Annotated in this window: 16 protein-coding genes and 2 other annotated features; all 16 genes read left to right on the top strand. The window is 41.4% G+C overall.

The window, feature by feature from the left end; all coding sequences use genetic code 11:
- The first annotated feature begins 30 nt into the window (after positions 1–30).
- The 16 genes from AB4027_RS08005 to AB4027_RS07930 all read left to right on the top strand — a co-directional run bounded on the left by AB4027_RS08005 (position 31) and on the right by AB4027_RS07930 (position 14,485).
- A complete protein-coding gene (locus AB4027_RS08005) occupies positions 31–1,167 on the top strand; it encodes a cysteine desulfurase family protein (RefSeq protein ID WP_091486138.1) in 1,137 nt (378 codons plus the stop codon).
- A 12-nt stretch (positions 1,168–1,179) separates the two neighbouring features.
- A complete protein-coding gene (thiI, locus tag AB4027_RS08000; protein ID WP_368644944.1) occupies positions 1,180–2,397 on the top strand; it encodes a tRNA uracil 4-sulfurtransferase ThiI in 1,218 nt (405 codons plus the stop codon).
- A 69-nt stretch (positions 2,398–2,466) separates the two neighbouring features.
- Positions 2,467–2,970: a thiol peroxidase gene (tpx, locus tag AB4027_RS07995; RefSeq protein ID WP_368644943.1), complete on the top strand. Its 504-nt coding sequence runs from the start codon at positions 2,467–2,469 to the stop codon at positions 2,968–2,970.
- Between the two features lie 13 nt (positions 2,971–2,983).
- Positions 2,984–3,207: a binding site (T-box leader), on the top strand.
- 45 nt (positions 3,208–3,252) lie between these two features.
- A complete protein-coding gene (locus AB4027_RS07990) occupies positions 3,253–5,901 on the top strand; it encodes a valine--tRNA ligase (protein WP_368644942.1) in 2,649 nt (882 codons plus the stop codon).
- A gap of 2 nt (positions 5,902–5,903) precedes the next feature.
- Entirely contained in the window at positions 5,904–6,383 is a 480-nt protein-coding gene (locus AB4027_RS07985) for an HAD family hydrolase (protein ID WP_368644941.1), read from the top strand.
- A 1-nt stretch (position 6,384) separates the two neighbouring features.
- Entirely contained in the window at positions 6,385–6,561 is a 177-nt protein-coding gene (locus tag AB4027_RS07980) for a hypothetical protein (RefSeq protein WP_368644940.1), read from the top strand.
- Positions 6,562–6,622: 61 nt separating this feature from the next.
- On the top strand, positions 6,623–7,306 hold the full coding sequence (gene radC, locus AB4027_RS07975; RefSeq protein WP_091486125.1) for a DNA repair protein RadC: 684 nt from the start codon (positions 6,623–6,625) through the stop codon (positions 7,304–7,306).
- A 204-nt stretch (positions 7,307–7,510) separates the two neighbouring features.
- Positions 7,511–7,711: a cold-shock protein gene (locus AB4027_RS07970; protein ID WP_034302391.1), complete on the top strand. Its 201-nt coding sequence runs from the start codon at positions 7,511–7,513 to the stop codon at positions 7,709–7,711.
- 213 nt (positions 7,712–7,924) lie between these two features.
- Positions 7,925–8,935, top strand: a complete 1,011-nt coding sequence (locus AB4027_RS07965; RefSeq protein ID WP_368644939.1) for a rod shape-determining protein — start codon at positions 7,925–7,927, stop codon at positions 8,933–8,935.
- A gap of 165 nt (positions 8,936–9,100) precedes the next feature.
- Positions 9,101–9,955 (top strand): rod shape-determining protein MreC, encoded by an 855-nt coding sequence (gene mreC, locus AB4027_RS07960; RefSeq protein ID WP_368644938.1) that lies wholly within the window; start codon positions 9,101–9,103, stop codon positions 9,953–9,955.
- Positions 9,955–10,521 carry a rod shape-determining protein MreD gene (gene mreD, locus AB4027_RS07955; RefSeq protein WP_091486117.1) on the top strand — a complete coding sequence of 189 codons (567 nt, stop codon included), beginning with the start codon at positions 9,955–9,957 and terminating at the stop codon, positions 10,519–10,521. The genes mreC and mreD overlap by 1 nt, the downstream gene beginning before the upstream one ends.
- 18 nt (positions 10,522–10,539) lie before the next feature.
- Positions 10,540–11,226, top strand: coding sequence for a septum site-determining protein MinC (locus tag AB4027_RS07950; RefSeq protein ID WP_368644937.1), 687 nt, complete (start codon positions 10,540–10,542; stop codon positions 11,224–11,226).
- On the top strand, positions 11,219–12,013 hold the full coding sequence (minD, locus tag AB4027_RS07945) for a septum site-determining protein MinD (RefSeq protein WP_091486112.1): 795 nt from the start codon (positions 11,219–11,221) through the stop codon (positions 12,011–12,013). Before AB4027_RS07950 ends, minD begins: the two co-directional genes overlap by 8 nt.
- Positions 12,014–12,036: 23 nt before the next feature.
- Positions 12,037–12,273, top strand: a binding site (T-box leader).
- 115 nt (positions 12,274–12,388) lie between these two features.
- On the top strand, positions 12,389–13,177 hold the full coding sequence (locus AB4027_RS07940; protein WP_368644936.1) for an amino acid ABC transporter substrate-binding protein: 789 nt from the start codon (positions 12,389–12,391) through the stop codon (positions 13,175–13,177).
- Between the two features lie 18 nt (positions 13,178–13,195).
- Positions 13,196–13,825, top strand: a complete 630-nt coding sequence (locus AB4027_RS07935) for an amino acid ABC transporter permease (protein WP_368644935.1) — start codon at positions 13,196–13,198, stop codon at positions 13,823–13,825.
- A 15-nt stretch (positions 13,826–13,840) separates the two neighbouring features.
- The gene (locus AB4027_RS07930; RefSeq protein WP_091486109.1) at positions 13,841–14,485 is read left to right on the top strand and encodes an amino acid ABC transporter ATP-binding protein; all 645 of its coding nucleotides are present in this window, start codon (positions 13,841–13,843) and stop codon (positions 14,483–14,485) included.
- Positions 14,486–14,560: the final 75 nt, after the last annotated feature.

Genomic DNA, 14,560 nt, shown 5'->3' with positions numbered 1-14,560 from the left:
ATGATAACGAGAATCAAGAAGAGGTGCAAGATGATTTATTTTGATAATTCTGCAACGACAAAAATCGATCCATCCGTGTTAGCGACGTATCGATCTGTCAGTGAGCAGTACTACGGCAATCCGTCAAGCCTGCATCAGTTGGGAGAGCAGTCGAGGCAGTTATTAACTCAGTCGAGAAAACAGATAGCGGAGTTATTAGATGTCAGCAAAGAAGAGATTTATTTCACCAGCGGCGGAACCGAAGGGGATAACCTGGCTATAAAAGGCACTGCTATAGAAAAGATGGACTACGGACGCCATATCATCACTTCGTCCACGGAACATCCAGCCGTTATACAAAGCATGGAGCAGCTGGAAGCACTGGGGTGGGATGTTACTTATCTATCAGTTGATGAAAAAGGGCAAATAAGCCTTGAGGAACTCGAGCAGTCACTGAGAAAAGATACGGTTTTAGTATCGTTGATGGCAGTCAACAACGAAACAGGTAGTCTTCAGCCACTTAAAGAAGTAGGAGAACTGCTGGAACTTTATCCGTCTGTGCACTTTCATGTGGATGCTGTTCAGGCTATCGGAAAAATAGATCTGGATTTAAATGAGTCAAGAATCGATATAGCTGTCTTTTCCGGTCATAAATTTCATGCACCCAAAGGAACTGGATTTATATATGTGAAGAGTGGAAGAAAACTGGCGCCCTTGTTAAGTGGCGGCGGACAGGAAACAGGTCTTCGAAATGGAACCGAGAATGTTCCTGGCAATGTAGCGCTGGCAAAATCACTGAGATTGCTGATGGAGAATAAAGAGGAGACTGCACAAAAATTATTAGATATGAGGAAATCGCTGTTGGCGTATTTTGCCGACCTTGACAGAGTGACTGTTTTTTCACCAGAAGAAAGTGCTCCCCATATTGTCTGTTTTGGAATAAAAAATATCAAGGGAGAAGTCGTGGTTCATGCCCTTGAAAAACACGGCATTTATATTTCAACAACAAGTGCCTGCTCGAGCAGAAAAAAAGATAATATCCATTCGATCAGAGAAATGGGTTATTCATTAAAAGAAGCGGAGTCTGCCGTACGAATAAGCTGGAGTCAAATAAACACGCTGCAGGAAGTCGATGCATTCAAGAGCGCAGTCGATACCGTTTATTCACAGTTGAAATCAATTGAGTAGAGGAGAACAAATTTGGAAATCACAGAATTAATGATAAGATACGGTGAATTATCCACCAAAGGCAAAAACAAAAAGATATTTATTAAGAAATTAAATAAAAACGTTACAAAAAAACTGAAAAAATATGACCAGGTAAAGGTGAGTTACAATCGCGACCGCATGCATGTCAAACTTCATGGTGAAAATGCTGAACCGATTATTTCAGAATTGAATGACATATTTGGTATACAATCATTTTCGCCTATAGTCAGGGTCGAAAAGTCAGTCGAAGAAGCTGAAAAAGCCGTCATCGAACTGATCAGGAAAAACTATACTCCGGGCATGTCATTCAAGATCAACACCCGACGCTCAGACCATTCATTTGAATACGATACTAACGACATCAATCGCATGCTGGGCACAGCAGTGGAAGATGCTATGGCAGATATCCATGTACAAATGAAAAACCCGACAGTGACCGTTAGGGTCGAAGTTAGAAATAGGGGGATCTTTATATCGGTAGATACCATTCAGGGGCAGGGGGGGCTGCCAGTCGGTTCTTCCGGCAAAGGGATGCTTATGCTTTCTGGAGGTATTGATTCACCTGTAGCCGGTTATCTTTCAATGAAAAGGGGCATGGAAATAGAAGCAGTCCATTTTCATAGCCCTCCATACACGAGCCCGCAGGCTTTAAAGAAAGCCAAAGATCTGACGGCCAAGCTGTCTCGTTTTGCTGGAGAAATTATATTTATAGAAGTTCCTTTCACTGAGATCCAGGAACAGATCAAGAAAGAAGTTCCAGATGAGTATTCCATGACGATCACAAGAAGAATGATGATGCGACTGACGGATGAGATCCGTAGAAAACGTAATGGCTTAGCTATCGTTAATGGAGAGTCTCTGGGGCAGGTCGCATCCCAGACACTTGAAAGTATGCTGGCGATAAATGCTGTGACCAGCACGCCTGTCCTGCGTCCGCTTATTTCCACAGACAAGAATGATATTATAGATATCGCGAAACAAATCGATACGTATGAACTGGCCGTACAGCCTTTCGAAGACTGCTGTACGATTTTTGCACCAACCAGACCGAAAACGAAACCGAAATTACAGAAAGTGGAAGACTTTGAGAAAGCGATCGACGTTAATGGGTTGATGGACCGCGCATTAGAAGGTATGAAGATCGAAAAGATCGGCATAGAAACGGACGAGAACAAAGAACGCGAAAAAACCTTTGCTGACTTGTTATGATGTTTTAGTTGCAAAACCTCTTCCGAAACAGTTAAACTAAGGGTATACTATAGGAAAGAAGGGGAAACAATGGACGTAATGATGAAAGGTGAAAAATTTCAGACAAACGGACCCGTTCCAGAAGTAGGAGATAACGCTCCTTCCTTTAATCTTAAAAACCTGAACAATGAAGACGTTAAACTTTCCGATTATGAAGGAGAAGTCGTTATTTTAAGTACTTTCCCGGATATAACGACGAGTACGTGTGCAAGACAGACGGATACCTTTAATACAGAAGGTAAAGAGCTGAAAAATACCACAGTCCTCTCGATCTCTGCCAATACTGTTGAAGAGCAGGAAAAGTGGGGGCAGGCAAAAGATGTGGACACTGTTTTACTGCATGACAGCGAACGCAACTTTGCCAAGGAATATGGTCTATATATTGAAGATATGGACAAAATCGCACGTGCCGTATTTGTCTTAAATAGACACGGACAAATCGTTTATAGAGAAATCGTGAAAGAAATGTCCGGTGACCCAAATTACGAAGATGCTTTATCAGCTGCGCGTCACGAAGAAGCTGAACTGAGTTAATATAAATGAATAAATCAAGGCAATGATCATGAGTAGTATCAATAAAGAGGATCTTAGAGAATGGGTGTCTGGTGGAAATCCCTGATCGATCATATTGAGAAGTAGCATGTGAGCTATACAGTGAACAAAGAAGTAGCTGTAACTGGACTGACAGACCATTAAAACTGTTGTTAAGAGATCACTGTTTTTTAATTACAGTGATAATTTAGGTGGTACCGCGAAGCATTCGTCCTATATCCATAGGATGAATGCTTTTTTTATGAGAAAAAAGGAGTGATCATTTTGGAAAAATCGTTAGACATGTCAAAGAAGTATGAGCCGTCAAAAGTAGAAGAAGGGCGTTATGAAAAATGGCTGAAGGAAGATTTGTTCAGACCGGATGGTAAAGGGACAGAACCTTATTCCGTCGTTATTCCTCCACCCAACGTGACCGGAAAGCTGCACTTAGGTCACGCATGGGATACAACACTTCAGGATATCATTATCCGTCAGAAGAGAATGCAGGGGTATGATGCATTGTGGCTGCCGGGGATGGATCACGCTGGAATCGCGACGCAGGCAAAAGTAGAAGAAAAACTAGCTCAGGATTCCATTTCAAGATATGACCTGGGTAGAGAGAAATTTCTCGAAAAAGTTTGGGAATGGAAAGAAGAATATGCTGGAAATATCCGCAGACAGTGGTCGAAAGTAGGTATTTCCGTCGATTATTCAAGAGAACGTTTCACTTTAGACGAAGGTCTGAATGATGCTGTAAACAGAGTATTTGTCGACTTATATAATAAAGGACTTATTTATCGCGGCGAATACATTATCAACTGGGATCCCAAGGCACAGACTGCCTTGTCAGACATCGAAGTGGACCATAAAGATGTCAATGGTGCATTCTACCATATCACGTATCCTATCGTGGATGGTGAAGGCGAAGTGGAGATCGCAACGACACGGCCGGAAACCATGCTTGGTGATACAGCCGTAGCTGTTCATCCTGAAGATGAAAGATATCAGCACCTCATAGGTAAAAAAGTGCTGCTCCCAGTGGTCGAAAGAGAACTGACTGTCGTAGCAGACGATTATGTGGACCGGGAGTTCGGGACAGGTGTGGTCAAAATCACTCCAGCACACGACCCGAATGACTTTGAAATAGGTAAACGACATAACCTGGAACAAGTGAATGTCATGAATGATGACGGCTCAATGAATGAACTAGCTGGAAAGTATGAAGGCATGGACCGCTTCGAAGCACGAAAAGCTCTTGTCAAAGATTTGAAGGAAGCCGGCAACCTCATCAAGGTTGAAGAAATGACACATAGCGTCGGTCATTCCGAACGTACAGGTGTGATCGTTGAACCTAGACTATCCACACAATGGTTTGTTAAAATGCAGCCGCTGGCAGAACAGGCGCTGAGAAATCAGCAGACTGAAGACAAGGTCAACTTTGTCCCTGAACGGTTCGAAAAAACATTCAACAACTGGATGGAAAGCGTTCATGACTGGGTCATTTCAAGACAGTTATGGTGGGGGCACCGCATCCCAGCCTGGTATCATAAAGAAACCGGTGAACTGTATGTGGGAGAAACAGCTCCAGAAGACAGCGAAAACTGGGAGCAGGACAATGATGTTCTGGATACATGGTTCAGTTCAGCTTTGTGGCCGTTTTCTACCATGGGATGGCCGGATACAGATTCAGAAGACTTCAAAAAATATTTTCCGACTAGTACGCTGGTTACGGGCTATGATATCATCTTTTTCTGGGTCAGCCGCATGATTTTCCAGAGTCTGGAATTTACCGGCAAGGCGCCGTTCAAGAATGTACTGATCCATGGATTGATTCGAGATGAACAGGGCAGAAAAATGAGCAAGTCGTTAGGCAACGGTATCGATCCGATGGAAGTCATCGATCAGTACGGCGCTGATGCCTTGAGATGGTTCTTATCCAATGGTTCAGCACCTGGGCAAGATGTGCGCTTCAGTTATGAAAAAATGGATGCTTCTTGGAACTTCATCAACAAGATCTGGAATGCCAGCCGCTATGTTATCATGAATCTCGAAGATTTCTCATTTGAGGATATCGATCTTTCGGGAGAAAAATCTATAGCAGACAAATGGATACTCGCTCGCTTGAATCAGACCATCAGACAGGTGACTGAGCTGTTTGAAAAATTTGAATTTGGTGAAGCCGGCAGAAGACTGTATACCTTTATCTGGGATGATTATTGTGACTGGTATATTGAAATGAGTAAAGAACTGCTTATTCAGGGTACAGATGAACAGAAAGTGACGACCCAATCTGTCCTGGTCCATGTACTGGATCAGACACTGCGTCTCCTGCATCCTATCATGCCGTTTGTGACAGAAGAGATATGGGAACATATCCCGCATGAAGGTCAGTCTCTTGTCGTTGCAGAATATCCTGAAACGGTAAGTGAGTTTGACGATCAGGAAGCGATCACCAACATGGAGATGCTTATTGAACTGATCCGTTCTGTTCGTTCCATTCGTCTGGATGCCAATCGTCCGCTATCTAAAAAAATCGATATCCTGATAAAAACTAAAGGTGAAAAAGAGAAAGCCTTCTTAGTCGAGAACCGTTCCTTTATCGAACGTTTCTGTAATCCCAATGAACTGGTGATCGATACGGAAGTGGAAATACCTGGAGAAGTGAAGTCCGCAGTCATTTCTGGAGCGGAAGTATATCTTCCACTAGCGGGTCTAGTCGATATTCAGGAAGAAATCCAGCGTCTGGAACAGGAAAAAGCCAAATGGCAGCAGGAAATGGATAGAGTAGAGAAAAAACTGGCAAATGAAAAATTCGTGCAGAATGCACCGGAAAAAATCGTGAATGCTGAAAAAGAAAAAGGACAAGATTACAAAGAGAAGTACGAGGCGGTAACGAACCAGATCGAAAAATTAAAACAAGTCAAAGAAGGGTAAACATGAATAAAGTAGTCGTATTTGACATGGATGGTTTGATGTTTGATACAGAACCGCTATACTATAAAGCGAATCAGAAAACGGCTGATGCCTTAAGCATTCCGTTTGACTATTCCTTTTATGAGAAGTATATCGGAGCAAGTGAAACTGATTTTTTCCAGGCCATGTTTGATCAGTTTCCTAAAAACAATGTCCAGCAGTTCATCATTGACAGCAAAAAAGATGTTGAGGACCTTCTGTCATCTGAACCGCCTGCGATAAAAAAAGGCCTAGTCGAACTGCTCGCTTATTTAAAAGAGCAGGGGTATAAGACGGTCGTGGCTTCCAGTTCAGAACGGAAGTTAGTGGAAAAACTTTTAGAGATGACCGATCTCAAAGGCTACTTCGATGCGTATATTGGAGGAGACGAAGTCGCGAAATCCAAGCCTCATCCTGAAATATTCCAGAAAGCAGTCCAGCTTGTCGGGGGATGCACAGTCTGATGTGCTGGTTCTTGAAGATTCGCTCAATGGTGTTCGGGCAGCATATGAAGCCGGTTATAAAGTAGTCATGGTCCCCGATCTTTTAAAACCGTCGAAAGAAGCTAAAGCTAAAGCATTAGAAATCTGTGAGGACTTGGAGAAAATTCTTATCAAAATAAAAAGTGAGAATTTTTTTTAAATGACAGTATATATTGAAGAGAAGATAAAATCTTCTCTTCTTTTTTATTGGAGGGAATTCTATGCTTAATCAGAAATTTGTTGATGTTCCACAAGAGTCAAGACCTAGAGAAAGGATGGCCGAATATGGTCCTGAAGCACTCGCTAACCATGAACTGCTGGCAATACTGCTTCGAACGGGAACAAGAGATCAGAATGTCCTGCAGCTCAGCATGCAGGTTTTTTCAAACTTTGATGATTTGTACATGTTCAAAAATGCTACTCTGGAAGAACTTTTAGCCATACCGGGAATAGGGAAAGCAAAAGCCTTCGAACTGTTGGCAACGATCGAATTGGGTAAGCGTCTGGCTAAAACAACAGTTCTAAAAGAAGGAGCAGTCACGTCTAGCCAGTATGTAGGAAAGCTGTTACTGGAAGAACTGAAAGGCTTGCAGCAGGAACTGGTGGTGGGGTTATTTTTAAATACAAAGAACGAAATAATAAAAAAAGAAACGATTTTTAAAGGTGGGTTGAATTCTAGTGTTGCTCATCCAAGAGAGATATTCAAAGCGGCTATAAAATATTCCTCTGCACGTATAATCATAGCCCATAATCATCCTTCCGGGAATCCTGAACCTTCAGACGCTGACCTGCGATTTACAGAGAGGATGTGTGAAGTGGGAAAAATCGTCGGTATAGAACTTCTTGATCATTTCATTATTGGGGAGGACCAGTACATCAGTTTGAAAGAATATGGAGCCTTGTGAATTTCGATGTTTTTGACAGAGTGGTCATAAGATATTTCCCATAAAAAAGTGCTAAATACTTGCATAAAATAATATGGCGTGGTACTATGAATTTAGCATTTTGTTAGGGAAAGAAAAAAGTAATGTGTAATAACATTCCGATTCGTACCTATAGCAATAATGTGAAATAAATTGTGCTTTAAGGCACGAGGAGGAACAGTAAACATGGAAAACGGTACAGTAAAATGGTTTAACGCAGAAAAAGGATTTGGATTTATCGAGCGCGAAGGTGCAGACGATGTATTCGTACACTTCTCAGCTATCAACGAAGAAGGATTCAAATCATTAGAAGAAGGTCAAGCAGTTACTTTCGATATCGAAGAAGGCGCACGCGGACCTCAAGCAGCTAACGTAGAAAAAGCTTAATACTAAACTATTATAATTTTTTAACCGAGTAGGGTATCTATCCTGCTCGGTTTTTTAGTGCATAGAAATAATTAATGTGACGTTTCAAATATTAAATTTAAAATAAAGTGTAAGTTAGCTAGTGCATATTGATTAATAAAAAGGTACAATTGTATAATGTAAGTTTAGGATTTATTATGCTAGTATGTGAAAGTGTTGAAAGGAGATTTTTTAGTGTTCTGGTTCAGAAAAAAAGGGGTCGGTATTGATTTAGGTACCGCTAATACAAATGTTTATATAGAAGGAAAAGGTATCGTCCTTGGCGAACCTTCAGTTGTAGCTAAAGATAAAACAAAGGATGAAGTCGTATCTGTTGGTATAGATGCTCAAAAAATGATAGGTCGTACACCTGGTAGTATCGTTGCCTTGCGTCCGATGAAAGATGGCGTAATCGCAGATTTCGATACAACAGCAGCCATGCTTGAATACTTCATAACGAAAGCCGTAGGAAAACGTGGTTCTAAACCTGAAGTCGTTGTCTGTGTTCCCGGTGGTGGAACAGAAGTTGAAAAGAGAGCCATCATCGATGCGGCAAAAATGGCTGGAGCGAGAGATGCCTACTTGATAGAAGAACCGTTTGCTGCTGCAATAGGAGCAGGGTTACCTGTCAATGAACCTACAGGCAGCATGGTCGTGGATATCGGAGGCGGGACCACTGACGTTGCTACAATATCATTAGGCGGGATCGTCAGCAGCCGTACGATCAAAATGGCGGGTGATCAAATGGATCAGTCCATCATTCAATACATCAGAAACAAATTTAATCTGCTCATAGGTGAACGAACGGCTGAAGCGGTGAAAATGGAATTGGGCAGTGCCTCTATTGAAGCTGCTAAAGACATGGGCTCTATGGATATTCGCGGAAGGGACTTATTGACCGGTTTACCTAAGACGATATCGATTCCGGCTATCGATGTGGCAGAAGCCATCAAAGAAGTGATCGAAAGTATTCTTGTCGCTGTGAAGGGAACCCTTGAAGATACATCGCCTGAAATCTCAGCGGATGTTATCGACCGTGGTATCGTCTTGACAGGGGGCGGCGCTTTGTTGAAGCATCTAAGCGATGTTATTGCAGAAGAAACGGATGTTCCTGTATTTGTTGCAAGCAATCCTTTAGATTGTGTAGCGATAGGGACCGGAGAAGCATTGAACCACATGAATATATATAGAAAGCAATCGAGATAAATATGTAAACTAGCGGGAAGATATTCTTCCCGCTAGTTTAATGATACCGTGTATGCGTGTTCTAAAATTAGACACATATACCAGCTGTTCATTTCAAACTGCCTCTACGAACTGACTATAATCTATGGTAAAATAAGCGAAGTTAAATTATAAGAGGTGTCGCAATTGAACCAGTTTTTTACAAATAAAAAATTAATCGTCCTGCTTATCAGTGTGATCATGTTTGTTTCGCTGATTTCGTTATCCATGCGAAACACAGGGAACATCCCCTTTTTTCAACAGGCGACCAACGACATTACTGCGGTTCTGGGAAGGATTTATTCCAAACCTGCCAATGCTATAATCGGCGTGTTTGATTCGATAGATGATCTACAGGATACGTACACTGAAAATCAGAGATTAAAAATAGAAATCGATCAGATATATGAACGTCAAGCAGAATTGAATACACTAAAAGATGAGAACGCTCGCTTGGAAGAAGAACTGGATCTGAAACAGTCTTTAACCGATTACCGGACCATCTCAGGGACCGTAATCTCTCGAAATCCGGATAACTGGGTCGACCAGTTAGTTGTTGATCGCGGAAGTCAGGATGGTGTGGAAGTTGGGATGCCTGTCATGTCCGGAAATGGTCTGATCGGTCGTATCGCTGAAACAAATCCGACCAGTTCAAAAGTCGTTCTACTGACAAACATCGAGCAGACGGCTAATCAGGTTTCTTCAGAAATCGTCATGGGAGATGAGACAGTATACGGAATAATCAGCGACTATGATGCCGATGCGAATCAGCTTCTGATGTCTCAGATTACATCAACGGTAGAAATCAGCGAGGGAGAACTTGTGACCACTTCCGGTTTGGGTGGAACTATCCCACGAGGTCTGGTTATCGGTGAAGTGGAAGAGGTCTCAATGGATTCACATGGCCTTGCTCAACAGGTATATGTAAAACCTTCAGCTGATTTTAACGCTATCCGTTTTGTAACCATTATCCATCGTATGGCCGAGAGCGGTGAAGAGTGATGACTAACTGGAAAAAAATAACGATTCCCGTTTTTCTACTGTTTTTCACTTTGCTCATAGACGGAGGGTTGTCGTATTTATTTCGTGAACAGTTAAGTACGTCTTTCGGTGTAATGATCCCCAGACTGGTCATTATTACACTTATCATGCTTTCTTTCTATCTGGAACCAAAGCAGTTGTTCATCCTTGCTTTTGTTTTCGGTTTTATTTATGACAGTTACTACAGTGGGATTTTAGGCATATATATTGCAGCATTTGTGTTGATTCCATATCTGGTCATTCAAATCCGCCAGATAATCAATCCTTACTTCTCTGCTATATTGCTGATCAATATTGTTGTACTGACTTTAATGGAATTATTTGTTTTTAGTGTGTACAGAGTCATCGGACTGTCCGATATGACGCTGCAACTCTTCCTGGTCAGTCGCTTGAATGGCACATTGATATTCAATACACTTGCTTTTATAGTCATTGGGTATCCGCTCAAGGAATGGATCAAAGTGTTAGTCAGCTTAGAAGAAAACAAGGCTGGATCGAGTAGAAAAAACAATGTATCAATAAGATAAAACTAGAGGTGGAACAGAATGAAGAGTGCGGTATCACTAAAAGGGACCCAAGAAGGTTATCAGCTTATTATTCAGTCTTCAGCTTCCCTGCAGGATGTGTATGAAGAACTGGAAACATTAACATTACAGATGAAAAAAGATTCTCATACTGGGAGAAAAATCAATTTTCATGTCAAAACGGGTCAGAGAGAATTAACAGATGCAGAAAAAGAAAAGGTATCAGCAATCGTTGAAGATGAGTATTTTAAAGTCTCATCATTTGAATCAGAAGTTTTGTCGCTGGAAAAGTGTCTGCAGTGGCATAAAGAAGCGAGTCCCACGCTGGAAGTCAGGACAGTTCGAAGTGGACAGATCGTCGAGGCTGAAGGAGACATGCTGCTCATTGGTGTTGTTCACCCTGGAGGCATGGTTCGTGCCACGGGAAGTATTTATATTATAGGAGAACTGAAAGGCATTGCACATGCAGGGGTCAATGGGAAAGAAAGTGCTGTTGTCGTTGCTAATTTCCGGTATAATGCACAAGTACGGATAGGAGACAATGTTCATGTCATAGAAAAAAAAGATCAGCCAACGGATGAAGATTCTGACACAACAGAATTTGTATATGTTAATGACTTACATATCATTGAAGTTTCCAGCTTGGAAAACTTAAAAACTATTCGACCAGAAATAGGTAAACATGCAGGAGGTATTTATAATGGGTAAAGCCATAGTTATAACATCAGGTAAAGGTGGAGTAGGCAAGACGACTTCGACCGCAAATATTGGAACAGCACTGGCGCTTCAAGGGAAAAAAGTATGTCTCGTTGATATGGATATAGGGTTGAGAAACCTTGATGTTATTTTGGGTTTGGAAAACAGAATAATATATGACATCATCGATGTGGTAGAAGGAAGAGCAAAGCTTCATCAGGCACTTATAAAAGATAAACGTTTCAACGATCAGCTTTTTCTACTACCAGCAGCTCAACATGCAGATAAAAATGCAATAAATGAGATCCAGATGGTGGACATGGTCGAAGAACTGAAAAAAGACTTTGAGTATATTTTAATCGATTGTCCGGCAGGCATTGAACAAGGGTTTAAAAATTCCATTGCTGCTGCTGATGATGCTATTTTAGTCACGACGCCAGAAATTTCTGCTATCAGAGATGCGGACAGGATCATCGGACTGATAGAGCAGACGGCTATAGAAGCACCTCAGCTTGTAATCAATCGTATCCGTAAAGGAATGATGGAAGCAGGAGATGTTATGGACGTAGAAGAAATCACCCGTCATCTGTCTATTAAACTGTTGGGGATCATCTTTGAAGATGATGAAGTTGTTCGGGCATCCAATAAAGGGAACCCTGTTGTGTTAGACCCCAACCACCCGTCATCGCAAGGCTATCGTAATATTGCAAGAAGAATACTTGGCGATACGGTACCTCTCATGACGATGAAAGAAGAAAAAGTAAGTATTTGGAAAAAAATATTTGGCTTTGGAAAATAAATATGCTATGATATAAAAAATAATAAATAGCTATGATGAGAAAAAGTAAAAGTCACTCCTTTTCAGAGAGGTTACGGTCGGTGAGAGTAACTATAGGCGTACTTTGAAAACACATCTCTAAGCTAAAAGCTGAACTCGAGTAGGCTTATCGGATGCACCCGTTATCGTGCCAGCGTTTAGTCGTTTTGAACGTGTTGAGGTGACGATTTTTTATATTGTCACGAATAAAGGTGGGACCACGATATTTAATCGTCCTTTAATTCTCTTATATAAGAGGATTAAAGGGCGTTTTTTTTGTTTGTACAGGAACTGCAGTCTTGTATGAACACTTGCTGTAGAACTAAAAAAGTATAAATAACTCTAGGAGGAACACGAATGAAAAATTCAAAAATGCTATTAATGGGATTGATTGTTTCTGGGATCGTCTTAACAGGATGTCAGACTAATGAGACAGAAAGCAGTACAGATGAAAAGGCCTATGTGGTTGGTTTGGATGATACCTTTGCTCCAATGGGATTCAGAGATGATGACGGCGATCTGGTTGGCTTCGATATCGACCTGGCAGAGGCAGTAGCTGATGACTTGGGGTATTCCATCAGCTTTCAGCCTATCGATTGGGCTATGAAAGAGACCGAACTAAACACGGGTAATATCGATATGATATGGAATGGTTATACGATTACTGATGAACGTGCTGAAAAAGTAGACTTTGGCACACCATATCTGGAGAATAGTCAACTGATCGTTACCTTGGAGGAAAACGGGATCGATTCTAAATCTGATTTGGCTGGCAAAAAAGTTGCTGCCCAGCAGTCATCGAGTGCCATCAGTGCAATTGAGAGCGATCCATCTGATATCATGAGTGAATTTGATAACAGCGAAGTCATACAGTTCCCATCAAATAATGATGTGTTCAATGACCTGATATCCGGTCGAAGTGAAGCCATTGTGGTGGATGAAACGCTGGGAAGATTCTATATGTCACAGAATCCGTCACCGGATTACAAAGTGCTGGAAGAGGATTTTGGCAAAGAAGAGTATGCAGTAGGCTTCAGGCAGGATGATGATGCATTGAGAGAAGAATTTAATGCATCTTTAGAAAGACTCATGGAAGATGGAACGTACGATGATATTTATCAGGAATGGTTCAGTGAACAGGAATAATTTATAGGAGTGAAAGTTATGTTATGGTCAGCCTTGCCTTCGATCATTGGAGGCTTAGAGTTAACGTTGAAGTTGTTCGGGTTAGTACTGGTGCTTTCACTGCCGATAGGGTTGGCAGTGGCAGTTATAAAAGTGTATGGACCTAAATTTTTACAGGGTATCATTACGCTCTATATATATGTAATGCGGGGAACACCGTTGCTGCTTCAGTTAATGTTTGTATTCTTCGGCTTACCTTACATCGGCTTGACACTTGACCGGTTCCCAGCCGCTGTTTTTGCTTTCATCCTGAATTATGCTGCTTATTTCGCAGAGATATTCAGAGGTGGCATGGTAGGTGTACCGACTGGTCAGTTTGAAGCACTGAAAGTGCTTGGTATCAGCCACTTTAAAGGGTACCGGAAAGTCATCTTTCCACAGGTTTTGAAAACCACATTGCCCAGCATAGGAAATGAGGTACTGGCATTGGTGAAAGATACCTCTCTTGTTTATATTTTAGGATTAGGAGAAGTATTGAGAGCTGGCCAGATAGCAGCTAATCGCTATGCATCGCTGATTCCGTTTATATTCGTAGGTATCCTTTACCTTATTGTCACCGGCATTATTTCATATCTGTTGAATAAAATCGAGAAACAGTACCAAATATAAAAAGGGGGGAACGAGATGCTTGTCATAGAAAACCTGGGTAAAAAAATGAATGGTATCGATTTGATCAAAGATTTCTCATTAACAGTCAGGAAGAGAGAGATCGTATCCATAGTAGGGGAATCGGGATCAGGCAAGACGACTTTTATCCGATTGCTGAACCAGCTGGATATGCCAGATGAAGGACAAATCAAACTTGATGATGATGTTTTATTTACTAGCCAGGAAAGCGATAAAAAAGTAAACAAAAAAATTGGACTGGTTTTTCAGGATTTTCAGCTATTTCCTAATCTGACAGTTAAAGAAAACTGCACACTCAGTCCGGTCCTCAATAAGGATCTCAGTAAAAAAGAAGCGGAAATAAAAGCTGAAGAATTACTGAAAAAATTAGCTATCTTTGACAAACAGGAAGCATACCCTAAAGAGTTGTCAGGGGGACAGAAGCAGCGTGTAGCTATAGCACGGGCGCTTATGCTGGAACCGCAGATTTTATGTCTGGATGAACCTACTTCTGCACTGGATCAGGAGACTGCCAACCGGTTCGGTGAGCTGCTCATGTCCATCATCAAGAATGATGTCGGAGTCATTATGATCACCCATGATATAAATTTTGCTGAAAAGTTCAGTGATCGAATCGTTTCTTCCCGAAATTTTTTAAAATGAACGTGTACTCAATTGAAACTGGGTATCAGCTGTCATGGATATTAATTTAATGATTGACTATGGCTGGTCGATTTG

It is taken from the genome of Alkalibacterium putridalgicola (genome assembly GCF_040959045.1).
Taxonomy (GTDB): Bacteria; Bacillota; Bacilli; order Lactobacillales; family Carnobacteriaceae_A; genus Alkalibacterium; species Alkalibacterium putridalgicola.
The sequence above is the reverse complement of the archived record's forward strand: the minus strand, read 5'-3'. Positions and strand labels throughout refer to the sequence as shown.